The 13,037-nt window shown below is 70.4% G+C and carries 10 protein-coding genes; all 10 read left to right on the forward strand.

Annotated elements, in window-relative coordinates:
- Positions 1-13 precede the first annotated feature (13 nt).
- The gene (locus tag ACE101_RS08730; protein WP_379128008.1) at positions 14-997 is read left to right on the forward strand and encodes an NAD(P)-dependent oxidoreductase; all 984 of its coding nucleotides are present in this window, start codon (positions 14-16) and stop codon (positions 995-997) included.
- Between the two features lie 634 nt (positions 998-1,631).
- Entirely contained in the window at positions 1,632-2,840 is a 1,209-nt protein-coding gene (gene repA, locus ACE101_RS08735; RefSeq protein WP_379128010.1) for a plasmid partitioning protein RepA, read from the forward strand.
- Positions 2,841-2,890: 50 nt separating this feature from the next.
- Entirely contained in the window at positions 2,891-3,835 is a 945-nt protein-coding gene (gene repB / locus ACE101_RS08740) for a plasmid partitioning protein RepB (protein WP_379128012.1), read from the forward strand.
- Between the two features lie 201 nt (positions 3,836-4,036).
- The gene (repC, locus tag ACE101_RS08745) at positions 4,037-5,401 is read left to right on the forward strand and encodes a plasmid replication protein RepC (protein ID WP_441005377.1); all 1,365 of its coding nucleotides are present in this window, start codon (positions 4,037-4,039) and stop codon (positions 5,399-5,401) included.
- Positions 5,402-5,460: 59 nt separating this feature from the next.
- A complete protein-coding gene (locus ACE101_RS08755; protein WP_379128014.1) occupies positions 5,461-6,078 on the forward strand; it encodes a TetR/AcrR family transcriptional regulator in 618 nt (205 codons plus the stop codon).
- Positions 6,075-7,175, forward strand: coding sequence for an efflux RND transporter periplasmic adaptor subunit (locus ACE101_RS08760; protein ID WP_379128017.1), 1,101 nt, complete (start codon positions 6,075-6,077; stop codon positions 7,173-7,175). The genes ACE101_RS08755 and ACE101_RS08760 overlap by 4 nt, the downstream gene beginning before the upstream one ends.
- The gene (locus ACE101_RS08765; protein ID WP_379128020.1) at positions 7,172-10,273 is read left to right on the forward strand and encodes an efflux RND transporter permease subunit; all 3,102 of its coding nucleotides are present in this window, start codon (positions 7,172-7,174) and stop codon (positions 10,271-10,273) included. The genes ACE101_RS08760 and ACE101_RS08765 overlap by 4 nt, the downstream gene beginning before the upstream one ends.
- Before the next feature lie 361 nt (positions 10,274-10,634).
- Positions 10,635-10,907 (forward strand): hypothetical protein, encoded by a 273-nt coding sequence (locus ACE101_RS08770; protein WP_379128023.1) that lies wholly within the window; start codon positions 10,635-10,637, stop codon positions 10,905-10,907.
- A 307-nt stretch (positions 10,908-11,214) separates the two neighbouring features.
- A complete protein-coding gene (locus ACE101_RS08775) occupies positions 11,215-12,216 on the forward strand; it encodes an ABC transporter permease (protein ID WP_379128026.1) in 1,002 nt (333 codons plus the stop codon).
- The gene (locus ACE101_RS08780) at positions 12,210-13,007 is read left to right on the forward strand and encodes an ABC transporter ATP-binding protein (protein WP_379128029.1); all 798 of its coding nucleotides are present in this window, start codon (positions 12,210-12,212) and stop codon (positions 13,005-13,007) included. Before ACE101_RS08775 ends, ACE101_RS08780 begins: the two co-directional genes overlap by 7 nt.
- Positions 13,008-13,037: the final 30 nt, after the last annotated feature.

Consider the following 13,037-nt stretch of genomic DNA (forward strand, 5'->3'; position numbering starts at 1 on the left):
GGAGCGCGAGTCGATGAGGATCCTGCTGACCGCGACCCCGGCCATGCGCGAGAACTACTACGGCGCCCGCGCCCTCGCCCGACTCCGGGAGATCGCGGAGGTCATCCTGCACGAGGATGCGGCACCGCTGACGGCGGACGGGCTCGTCGCGGCGGCCGCCGACGTCGCGGCGATCGTCACCGACCGCCTGACGCCGGTCCCGGCCGGGATCTTCTCCCGGCTGCCGCGTCTGACGGCCGTCCTGCGCTGCGCGGTCGACATCCGCAGCATCGACGTCGCGGCGGCGAGCGCGGCCGGCGTGCTGGTGACGCGGGCGCAGCCCGGCTTCGTGGACGCCGTCAGCGAGCTGGCGCTCGGCCTCCTGATCGACCTGTTCCGGGGTGTCTCGGATGCGACGGGCGCGTACCGGGCCGGGCGCGTGCCGGAGGCGCGGATGGGGCGGCAGCTCGCGGGCAGCACCATCGGCATCGTCGGCTACGGCGCGATCGGCCGCCGCCTCGCCGACCTCGCCCATCATCTGCGGATGACGGTTCTGGTCGCGGATCCCCACGTGACCGTCGCGGATGCCCGCCTGCGCCAAGTTCCCTTGCCGGTCCTCCTGGCGCAGGCCGATGCCGTGGTGTGCCTGGCCGTGGCGAGCGCGGAGACCGAGAACCTGATCGACGCGGCGGCGCTGGCCCGCATGCGGCGCGATGCGGTCTTCATCAACCTGTCCCGCGGCGATCTCGTGGACGAGGGCGCCCTCGCCGACGCCCTCCGGGCCGGACGCATCGCCGGCGCGGCCCTTGATGTCGGCCGCGCCCCCGATCAGATGCCCTCGCCTCCCCTGGCGCGGCTGCCGAACGTGATCGCGACGCCGCATATCGGCGGCCTGACGCCAGCCGCGATCGAGGCGCAGGCCCTGGAGACCGTCGAGCAGGTGCGCGCCATTCTGACGGGCGCCGTGCCGATCGGCGCGGTGAACGCGGACAGCTGGTCCCGCCGCCCCCGCGCGTGAGGCCGGCGGCCGCGACGGTGCGGCCCCCCTCCCCTCTCCGGCGGTGCCCGGTGCCGGCTACGCTTCGTCGTCGTGCCGGTCGCGATATCCGGCCGGCATGTCATGGCGTCCGGACGATCCATCGCGGCAACCCGGCGTCGGGCATGAATCGATCGGCACAGCGTTCATGGCTTCCCCCTCAGCATGAGGAGCGATGCGGCGTCGCGGCCGTCACGACCGGCAACCCTGACCCCCTCGAACGGCAACCGTATCAGTCGCGATGCCCGCGCCCTCACCTCGTCGGTCGCCGGAACCAAGACCATGGCCGAAGGCGAATCGCGCCCCACCGGGCGCGTCGCAGCACGCCGCAATCCGGCGATTCCCGGCCGGAGACGCGCATCGCCAAGCCAATGAGCAGCTTCCGTAACGTCGCGCGGGCACCGGATCCGCAACCCGCACGGCACGCATTGACAGCCGTGCAGATCGGAAAAAAGGGCATTGATGGCAGCGTGTTGCAGCCATCTGGCCTGCCTCGCCGGCACGCGCCGAGTCGGCGGGCTGCACCGCCGAAACCGCTTGCTCAAGCTTGTGAATCATCCATAATTCCCGCTTGGAATCGGGAATGGTCCCAAAAAGCGTTATTCGGGATTCGCAGATGGATGTGGCGGCGGCCGAGGACATGCAGGCGTTCAGCTTCCATGAGACGATCCTCGAACAGGGAGGATTGATCTCCGACAAGCTGAACATGCTGCGGCTTGAGCATTATCCGCCCAACGCCACGAAAGGCCTGCGCCAGTTCCCGCTGGCCGAGGTCGCCTACTTCCTCGGGGTCACGCCGTCGAACGTCAAGAAACTCCATCTCGACGGCAAGGGGCCGACGCCGACCACCTCGCCCTCGGGGCGACGGACCTACACCGCCGAGCAGATGCTGGAGCTGCGGCACTATCTCGACCGCCACGGGCGCTCGGAGGTGAAGCGCTATGTCCCCCATCGCCGGGCCGGGGAGCCGATGCAGATCATCTCCTGCGTCAACTTCAAGGGCGGCAGCGGCAAGACCACCACCACGGCCCATCTGGCGCAGTACCTCGCCCTGACCGGCCACCGGGTGCTCGCCATCGACCTCGATCCGCAGGCCTCGCTCTCGGCACTGCACGGCATCCAGCCCGAACTGGACAAGGCACCGTCCATCTACGAGGCGCTGCGATACGACGAGAAGAAGCGCCCGCTCTCCGCGGTGATCCGGCCGACGAATTTCCCCGGCCTCGACATCGTGCCGGCCAGCCTCGACCTGCAGGAATACGAGTACGACACGCCGCTCGCCGCCTCGAACAGGAACCCGGAGGGGCGGACCTTCTTCACGCGCATCACGAACGCGCTGAAGGAGGTCGACGACCGCTACGACATCGTGGTGATCGATTGCCCGCCGCAGCTCGGCTACCTGACCCTGACGGCCCTCACCGCATCGACCTCCGTCATCATCACGGTGCATCCGCAGATGCTGGACGTGATGTCGATGAGCCAGTTCCTGCAGATGCTGGGCGGGATCCTGAAGTCGGTGGCGGATGCCGGTGCCGCGGTGAACATGCGTTGGTTCCGCTACCTCGTCACCCGCTACGAGCCGACGGACGGGCCGCAGGCCCAGATGGTCGGGTTCATGCACGTCCTGTTCCCGAAACAGATGCTCAAGCACCAGATGCTGAAATCCACCGCCATCTCGGATGCGGGGATCACCAACCAATCCCTCTACGAGATCGAGCGCGGCCAGATGATCCGGTCGACCTACGATCGCGCCATCGAGTCGGTGAATGCCGTGAACGAGGAGATCACCAGCCTGATCCACCAGGCCTGGGGGAGGCGGGTTTGACAGCCGTGCAGAACGCCGAATTGACTTCGTAACTCAACGGGATAGCCGGGATGCGCAAGAATCTGCTCGCCAATGTCCTCGATGCGCCGAGCGAGGCGCGGCCGAACCCGCCGCGGCGCGGGGCCTACGGGTCGATGATCGCGTCGATCGAGGAGATGGCGGAGAACTCCAAGCGGATGATCGAGGGCGAGGCGATCGTCAGCCTCGATCCCGCCCTGGTCGACGCCTCCTTCGTGTCCGACCGGATCGACGAGGACGAGGAGGAGTTCGCCCAGCTCAAGGCCGCGATCGCCGCCACCGGCCAAGCGACGCCGATCCTGGTCCGCCCGAAAGGCGACCGCTACATGGTCGTGTTCGGGCACCGGCGGTTGCGCGCCTGCCGGGAACTCGGGCGCCCGGTCAAGGCCGTCATCCGCAACCTCGAGGACATTGCCCACATCCTCGCCCAGGGCCAGGAGAACACGGCGCGTGCGAACCTGTCCTTCATCGAGAAGGCGCTGTTCGCCCGGAAGCTGCTCGACATGGGGCAGTCGAAGGAGACGGTCAAATCCGCCCTGACCGTCGACGATACCCTGCTGTCGCGCATGGTCTCCGTCGTGGAGGGCGTGCCGATGCCCGTCATCCAGGCCATCGGCGCCGCCAAGACGGTCGGCCGCGACCGCTGGGAGGATCTCAAGAAGCTCCTCGCCCATCCGGCGAAGGCCGCCCTGGCGCTCGACATCGTCCGGTCCGAGGAGTTCCTGAGCCAGGAAGGGGCAGGGCGCTTCACGCACCTCCTCGCCCAGGTGAAGGCCGGCCGGAGGCCTGCACGCCGCAGCGCGACCCCGGAGCGCTGGGCGCGGGAGGGCATCGACGCGAGCTTCCGGAACACCGGCAAGACCTTCACCCTGTCGCTGAGCGCGAAGGATGCGGGAGCGTTCGGGTCCTATCTCTCGTCCAATCTCGATCGCCTGTACGAGGCGTTCAAGGCCGGTCAGGGGAGGGGAGACGCATAGGACGGCTCGCACCCGCGCTCACCCGAAGACGAAGAACCACTCCAAGACGATACGGCAAAAGAAAAAGGCCCCCAGAACGTTACGTCCCGGAAGCCCTTCTCCAGTTTGGCGACCAGAGAATCGCACTTCCGCCCGTGACCGTCAAGAGTCGGACGCCGTTCTGGCGAGCGGATTTCCTTTGCCTGCAGCAGGGCAAAGAGGATGGAGCAGCACAAACCGACGACGCCCTTCGGGCGGCGGCCGCTGGCGCTCGCCCATGTGGCGAGCGAGGCGGTTGCGAACGCGCGTCCGCCCGAGAAGGCGGCGCATAAATGGGACGTCTTCCGGGCGATCTGCGCGGCGCGGGAGCGCATCGGCGTGTCCGCGCGCGCCCTCGCCGTGCTGGACGCGCTGTTGAGCTTCCACCCCGAGACCGTCCTGACGGGCGAGAGCCTCGTGGTGTGGCCGTCCAACCGGCAGCTCGCCCTCCGGGCGCACGGCATGGCGCCGGCGACGCTCCGGCGTCACCTCGCGGCCCTGGTCGAGGCCGGGCTGATCCTCCGTCGCGACAGCCCCAACGGCAAGCGCTACGCCCGCAAGAACCGGGGAGGGGAGGTCGCCCTCGCCTTCGGCTTCGATCTCGGGCCGCTCGTCGCCCGGGCCGAAGCGTTCGAAGCCTTGGCGGCGGAGGTGGAGGCGGAGGCGCGGGCCCTGCGGCTGCTGCGCGAACGCATCTCGCTGTGCCGCCGGGACATCGCGAAGATGATCGCGACCGGGATCGAGGAGGGGATCTCCGCCCGCCGCCCCGCCGGCTGGGCCGAGATCGACGCGCTCTATCGCGGCCTTGTGGGGAGGATTCCGCGCTCGGCCGACCGCGCCGCCCTCGAGCCGATCGCGGAGGATCTCTCCGGGTTGGCGGGCGAAGTGCTGAACCTGTTGAAGGATCACGCGAAAACACGGTTCTTGGGCGCCAGTGAGTCCCAGGATGAGCGCCACAAACAGAATTCAGACTCCGAATCTCCGGTTGAATCGGAACCGGGCTGTCGGGGCGGGCGGGTCCGTGAGCCGCATCCGCGTGGTCCGGCGGCCGGGATGCCGGAGCGGAGCTATCCGCTCGACTTGGTGCTGTGCGCCTGCCCGGACATCGCCACCTATGCCAAGGGCGGGATCGGCACCTGGCGCGACCTCGCCGCGGCGGTGGCGCTCGTGCGGCCCATGCTGGGGTCAGCGCCGATGCCTGGGACGAGGCGCGGGCCGTCATGGGCGACACGGCCGCCGCGATCACGGTCGCGGCCATCCTGCAGCGCGGCAGCGAGATCGGGTCGGCCGGCGGCTACCTGCGCGCCCTGTCCCGCAAAGCCCGGACCGGTGAGTTCTCGCTCGGGCCCGTGCTCGTGGCGCTGGTCGGCCGGCACATGCGGGCGGAGGTCGGGCGGGCGGCATCGCCCCGACCCGCCGGGACGAGATCGGGATAGGCGATCGGACGGTGGGGCGACGTGTGAGCCAAGCCCGGGTTTCCCTCTCGCGAGGAGAGGGGAGGGGAAGCCCGCGGCCACTCTGGCAGGCGCGGCGCGGAAGGGCGGATAGCGGCGCTTGCATCGTTTAATGAACGCGTATACTAAACTAGTACAGTGAATGGAGGCCGCATGCCGCGCCAAGCCCTGAGCGATGTGCAACTCGCCGAGACCCGGGCCCGCATCGTCGCGGAAGCCGGCCGGATCGTGCTGAGGGAGGGCTACGCCGCGCTCTCGATGCGCAGCCTCGCCAAGGCGGTCGGCCTCACCGCCGGCGCGCTCTACCGCTACTTCCCGACCAAGCAGCACGTCCTGATGGGCTATTGCGCCGACGCGCTCGACGCGCTGACGGAGCAGCTCCGCCGGATCGAGACCGAGGAGGGGGAGCCGCTGCGCGCCATCGAGCGGATGATGGTCGAGTACGGCACCTTCGCCCTCTCCGATCCCGACCGCTTCCGCGTGGTCTTCCTCGATCCCGAGGTCGGCAGGATCGAGCTCACCGATCCGAAGACCCTCGACGGCTACCGCGTGCTCCAGGCCGCGGTCGACCGGGCGCAGGGCGCGGGCCTGTTCCGCCCCATGGCGGCCGACGACATCGCGCGCCTGCTCATCGCCAGCGTCCACGGCATCGTCGTGATGGCGGTCACCATCCGCGAGATCGACTTCAGCGATGCCGGGACCCTCGTCGCCGCCGCCGCGCGCACGATGCTGCGCGGCCTCGCCGTCGCTCCCGACGAGGTCGGACGATGACCCGCCGGTCGGGCCCCGCGCCGCTCTGGGCCGGCATCCTCGGGGTCCTGGTGGCCCTGGGCGGCTGCAAGGAGGAGGAGCGCAAGGCCGAGGCGCCGCGCCCGGTCCGGACCATCCTCGCCAAGCCCGCCGCCATCGGCGAGGAGGTCGTGCAGACCGGCGAGATCCAGCCCCACATCGAGACGGATCTCGGCTTCCGCATCGACGGGCGCGTCGCGAGCCGGACCGTCGAGGTCGGCGCCCTCGTCGAGAAGGGGCAGCTCCTCGCGACCCTGAATCCCGAGGACGTGCAGAACGAGGTCCGGGCCGTGGAGGCCGACCTCAAGAGCGCCGAGGCGGCGGAGGCGCTGGCCAAGTCGACCCTCGACCGGCAGCGGATGCTCTTCGAGCGGGAGATCGTGGCGCTGGCCCGGGTCGAGGAGGTCGAGGCCAACTGGCGCAGCGCGAGCGCCCGCCGCCGGGCGGTCCAGGCGAATCTGGAAACCGTGCGCAACAAGCTGAACTACACCGCGCTGCGCGCGCCCGATGACGGCATCGTCGGCGCTGTCGGCGTCAATCCCGGCCAAGTCGTCAATGCCGGCCAGATGGCGGTGAAGCTGGCCTCGACCCGCGAGAAGGACGCCGTCTTCAACGTCTCCGAGCGGCTGATGAACGCGCTTCCCGCGGATGCCCGGGTCGAGGTCGCCCTGACCTCCAACCCGGCGGTCAGGATCGCCGGCCCGGTCCGCGACGTCAGCCCGATCGCGGATGCGACGACCCGGTCCTACCGCGTCCGCATCGCGCTGCCGGGCGCGCCACCCGCCATGGCCTTCGGGGCCACGGTCACCGGGCGGCTCGTGGTCTCCGGCGCCCCGCTGATCGCCCTGCCGGCCTCGGCGGTGACGAGCGAGGGTGAGCGGCCGGCGGTGTTCGTGGTCGATCCCGCGCGGCAGGAACTCGTGCGCAAGCCGGTCGTCGTCGCCCGCTACAGCGCGGCGCAGGTGCTGGTCGCCTCCGGCATCGCCGAGGGGGACGCGGTGGTCACCGCCGGGATCAGCAAGCTGCGCCCGGGCCAGAAGGTCGCCTCCGGCACCGGCGGCGAGGCAAGCGCCCGATGAGCCCGCGGAACCGCACTCCCGAGGCCGCGGGCGGCTTCAACCTCTCGGCCTGGGCGCTCGCCCAGAAGCCCCTGATCCTCTTCCTGATGCTGGTGACCCTCGCGGGGGGCGTCCTGAGCTACGCGCGGCTCAGCCGCAACGAGGATCCGCCCTTCACCATCAGGACCATGGTGGTCTCGGCCCTGTGGCCCGGAGCCACGGTCGCCGACACCACGAAGCTCCTCACGGACCGGCTCGAGCGCAAGCTGGAGGAGGTGCCCCATCTCGACCGTCTCGACAGCTACACCCGTGCGGGCGAGACCGTCATCATGGTCAACCTGCGGGACGATGCGCCCGCCCAGGCGGTCGGCAATGCGTGGTATCAGGTCCGCAAGAAGGCGGCCGACATCGTCGCGACCCTGCCGAGCGGCGTCCAGGGCCCGTTCTTCGACGACGAGTTCGGCGATACCTTCGGCCAGATCTACGGCTTCACCGCCGAGGGATTCTCCGAACGCGAGCTGCGCGACCACCTCGACCGGGTGCGCGCCGAGATCCTGCGCGTGCCCGATGTCGGCAAGGTGCAGCTCCTCGGCGTGCAGGAGGAGCAGATCGTCATCGAGTTCTCGCCGGGCCGGCTCGCCGCCTACGGCCTCGACGAGCAGGCGGTGCTCCAGTCGCTCAAGGCGCAGAACGCGGTCGAGCCCTCCGGCACGATCCGCCTGCCCGGCGAGCGGATCGCGCTGCGGGTGAGCGGCGCCTTCGCCTCCGAGGCGGCGCTCAAGGGCGTGACGCTGCGCGCGGGCGGCCGCTTCGTGCCCCTGACCGAACTCGCCAGCATCCACCGCCGTCCGGTCGATCCGCCGGCCCCGCTCTTCCGCGTGAACGGCGAAGCCGCGATGGGGCTCGCCATCTCCATGGCGCCCACCGGCAACCTGCTCAGCTTCGGCCAGGCCGTGAAGGCGCGCATGGCCGAGGTCGAGGCGACGCTGCCGCACGGCATCACGATCACGCCGGTCGCCGATCAGTCGACCGTGGTCAGGGAGGCGGTCGACGGCTTCGTGAAGGTGCTCCTCGAAGCCATCGCCATCGTGCTCGGCGTGTCCTTCCTGTCGCTCGGCCTGCGGGCGGGGCTGGTCGTCAGCGTCTCCATCCCCTTCGTCCTGGCGATGACCTTCATCGGGATGGACCTGACCGGGATCGGCCTGCAGCGCATCTCGCTCGGCGCGCTCATCATCGCGCTCGGCCTTCTCGTCGACGACGCCATGATCACGGTCGAGGCGATGGTGGGCAAGCTGGAGCAGGGCTGGGACCTGAGGCGCGCGGCGAGCTTCGCCTACGAATCGACCGCCTTCCCGATGCTGACCGGCACGCTGGTGATGATCGCGGGCTTCATCCCGATCGGCTTCGCCCAGTCGAGCTCGGGGGAATACTGCTACTCGATGTTCATGGTGGTGCTGATCTCGCTGTCGGCCTCGTGGATCGTCGCCGTGCTGTTCTCGCCGCTGCTCGGCACCCTGATCCTGCCGAAGGCGCTGCCGCATCACGGCCCCGGCAAGGGCCGGATCATGCGGGCCTACGAGGCCGTGCTGTCCTGGGTCCTCGGCCATCGCCGGGCGACGGTGGCCGCGGCGCTCGCCGCGCTCGCCGCCGCCGTCTGGCTGTCCTCCTACCTGGAGGAGCAGTTCTTCCCACCCTCCGACCGGCCCGACCTGCTGGTGAGCCTGACGCTGCCGCAGAACGCCTCCCTGGAGGCGACCCGGCGCGAGGCCGCCCGGCTCGAAGCGCTGCTCAAGGACGATCCCTCGATCGAGCGCTTCTCGACCTATGTCGGCTCGGGCGCGATCCGCTTCTACCTGCCGATGGACGTGCTCCTCGCCAACGAGAACGTCACCCAGACCGTCGTCGTGACCAAGGGGCTGAGGGAGCGCGACGCCCTGCGCGCGCGGCTCGAAGCGGCGTTCCGCACGGAGTTTCCGGACCTGATCGCCCGGGCGACGCCGCTCGAACTCGGGCCGCCCGTGGGCTGGCCGCTGAAGTACCGCGTGACCGGGCCCGATCCGGCCCGGGTCCGCGACGTCGCCGGGCGCCTCGCCAACATCGTCGCCGCGAACCCGGAGGCGCGCGACGTCCACCTGAATGCCGGCGATCCCGAGCGCAGCGTCGAGGTGAAGCTGGACCAGACCCAGGCGCGTGCGCTCGGCCTGTCCTCGCAGGACGTTGCCAGCGCCATGGCGGCCATCTTCTCCGGGATCACGGTGACGAGCGTGCGCGACCAGGACCGGCTCGTGGACGTGGTGGCGCGGGCCGCGACCGGCGAGCGGACGGACCTCGCCACGCTCGCCAATCTTCAGATCCGCGGGCCGGAGGGGCGCAGCGTGCCCCTGCGCCAGATCGCGGATCTCGATTACGGCGTGCAGGAGCCCATCGTCTGGCGGCGCCAGCGCCTCGCGCTGATCACCGTGCAGGCCGACATCCGCGAGGGCGTGCAGCCCGCCACCGTCGTCGCGGCGCTCGACCCGGCCGTGACCGCCTTCGCGGCGGGCCTGCCGACCGGCTACCGGGTCGAGGTCGGCGGCGCGGTGGAGGAGGCGGCCAAGGGCAACGCCTCGATCATCGCGGTCCTGCCCTTGACGCTCCTCGTGATGCTGGCGCTGCTGATGGTGCAGCTGCGCAGCTTCTCCCGGATGGCCCTCGCCCTCGCGATGGCGCCGTTCGGCCTGATCGGCGTGGTGGCGGCGATGCTGCCGACCGGCACGCCGATGGGCTTCGTCGCCCAGCTCGGCGTGATCGCCCTCGCCGGCATGATCATCCGCAACGCGGTCATCCTGATCGAGGAGGTCGACGCCAACGTGGCGGCAGGGGAGGGCGCCCGCGCGGCGATCGTCCACGCCGCGACGCACCGCGCGCGGCCCATCATGCTGACCGCCTGCGCGGCCGTTCTCGGCATGATCCCCATCGCGCCGCAGGTGTTCTGGGGGCCGATGGCCTACGCCATCATCGGCGGGCTCACGGCCGCCACCGCGCTCACCCTGACCGTGCTGCCCTGCGCGATCTCCCTGCTGCTGCAACTGGAAGAACGACGCGAAGCCACCGCGCATGACGCGGCGGTCTCCGGGTAGCGACCCGTTTCCGGGGGCGGCTTCCGGACCCGCCCCCGACCGGATGCCGGTTCCATCGCCTCCACCCCCTGGGAGACGGCGCCGGCCGACCCGCCAAGCAAACCGCTTGGCGGGTCCCCCCGATCGCAAGGCCGCGCGACCGAACGACATCCGATGCCGTCCCGCTTTCCGCACGAGGCGCGCCGCCTCGCGGTCGAGACCTTCATCAGCATCCATCTCGACCGCATCGAGGAGGCCCGCCAACGGGTGGTGAGCCACCAGCGTCCGATCTTCACCCCGTCGCCGGGCTCGCGCGCGGGCGTGCTCGCGCTCCCCGGCGCTTTTCGGGGCACGGGGCGCGGCCTTCGATGCGCTCCATGGGGTGCTCGGCGCGGCGCTCCTGTCGGCCCTGGCTCCCCATGAGGCCGCCACCGACGCCGCATCGGTCCTGCGGAACCCCTTCCCCAATGCCGCCGCCGCAATCGACGGAATAATCCGGGACGACGACATCGACGAGAATGGGATCCGGCCGAATCTCTACCGGGTGCCGGGGATGCGCCTGGAGCGGCAGCCGATGCCCGGGGCCGGCTCGCCCGCCGGCACGGCGCTGCCGATCCTCGGCATCCTGACCGCGGGCTGCTCGTTCCGCGCGTGAGGCGCCGCCGACGCGGGGGCGATGCACCCGTTCTCCCGCTCCGGGCCTCCATGATGGCATCGTTCCATCAACGCGCCCGCTTGCCGAAACATCATCCCAAAGGTCATTTCATGTCGTCGGCAGTGATGGTCCGCTCCCGAAAGAACGAATTTCCGAGCGGCTGAATTCTGGCAGAACCTGCCGCTTGCGCATTGCACAAAAGAATTCTCATCCACTTGCTCCGACGGGACCCGGATGCAAGTCTGCCTTGGCGGTTTCGGCGCTGATCGCCGCGAAATCATCGACATTTCACGAAGGTTCCCACGACATGCGGACGGCGACGTCGGCACCAGCCGATCCTGCGGCAGCGCAACAGCCGGGGAGACGCTCCCCGATCCTCATCGGTCTCGCGGCCGCGCTGGCGTGGTCGGCGGCAGCGATCTCGGCCGTCGCCTGGGCGGATGTCGGCGACTGGGTCGAGACGGGCAGCTTCGCGGTCGGCACCGCGATCCTCGCGGCGACCTGCGCGGTTCTCCCCCTGCTCGGGCGCTGGCTGCCGCGCGGCGCGGCCCGGATCGGCCAGGCCGGGCCCTGGCTGATCGTCTCCGGACTGTTCCTGACCGCGTGGCAGCTGGGTTCGGCCAAGTTCGGCTGGCTGCCCCTGCCGTTCTTCCCGCCACCGCAGGCGCTCCTCGAAGTCTACGTCGACGACTTCGCGCCGCTCGGCCAGCATCTCCTGGCTTCCGCCCGGCTGCTGATCACCGGCTTCGGGCTCGGCGCCGGTTTCGGCTTCCTCGCCGGCGTCGCGATCGGCTGGTCGCGGCGGGCCGGCTACTGGGTGCACCCGGTGCTGCGCTTCATCGGCCCGCTGCCCGCGACGGCGTGGCTGCCGATCGCCTTCTTCGCCTTCCCGTCGAGCTGGAGCGCCAGCGTCTTCCTGATCGCGCTGGCGAGCGGCTTCCCGGTGACCGTGCTGACGTGGTCGGGCGTGGCGAGCGTCAACGGCGCCTATTACGACGTCGCCCGGACGCTCGGCGCCAAGCCGTCCTTCCTGATCCTCCGGGTCGCGATCCCGGCCGCGCTGCCGCACGTCTTCGTGGGCCTGTTCATGGCGCTCGGCACCTCGTTCTCGGTGCTGATGGTGGCCGAACTCATCGGCGTGAAGGCCGGGATCGGGTTCTACATGCAATGGGCCCAGGGCTGGGCCTCCTACGGCAACGTCTACGCGGCGCTCGTGGTGCTCGCCCTGCTGTGCTCGGGCTCGATCACCCTGCTCTTCAAGATCCGCGACCGCGTTCTCTCCTGGCAGAAAGGTCTCGTCGCATGGTAGCCGTCGCCACCCGGCCGGAGGCGCTCGCCCCCGCCGCCGGAGCCTCCCTCGACATCGAGGCCGTGAGCCATGCCTTCGATCTCGACGGCGCCCTGCTCGACGTCCTCGACGGGATCAGCCTGCGGGTGGAGCCCGGGGAGTTCGTCGCCCTGCTCGGCCCCTCGGGCTGCGGGAAATCGACCCTGCTGCGCCTGATCGCCGGGCTGGAGCGTCCGCGGCGCGGCCTCCTGAAGGAGGACGGACGGCCCATCACCGGCCCGCATCCCTCCCGCGTGGTGGTGTTCCAGGATCCGACCCTGTTCCCCTGGCGCACCGTCCGGGACAACGTGGCCCTCGGGCCGGCGGCGCAGGGCACGCTGAGGCAGCAGCGCGCGCGCATCGACGCGGCGCTCGACCTCGTGGGGCTGGCCAAGTTCGCCAACGCCTATCCGCACCAGCTCTCGGGCGGCATGGCGCAGCGCGTCGCCCTGGCGCGGGCGCTCGTCAACGATCCGGACATCCTGATCCTCGACGAGCCCCTGGGGAAGCTCGATTCCCTGACGCGCCTGACCATGCAGTCGGAACTCGCCGCCCTGTGGCGCGACAAGGGCTTCACCGCGATCCTGGTGACGCATGACGTCGAGGAGGCGCTCTTCCTCGCGACCCGCGTGGTGGTGTTCAGCGACCGGCCGGCCCGGATCAAGGCCGATTTCAAGGTCGACCTGCCCTTTCCGCGCCATCGCGGCGACCCGCATCTGGCCGACCTGCGCCGCCGAAGCCTCGGCCTGCTCGGCCTCGACGCGAGCTGGTAGCGCCCACGCCCCATCCCCCCAAGGAGTCAA

The sequence above is a fragment of the Methylobacterium carpenticola genome, from assembly GCF_042748905.1.
GTDB classification, from domain to species: Bacteria; Pseudomonadota; Alphaproteobacteria; order Rhizobiales; family Beijerinckiaceae; genus Methylobacterium; species Methylobacterium carpenticola.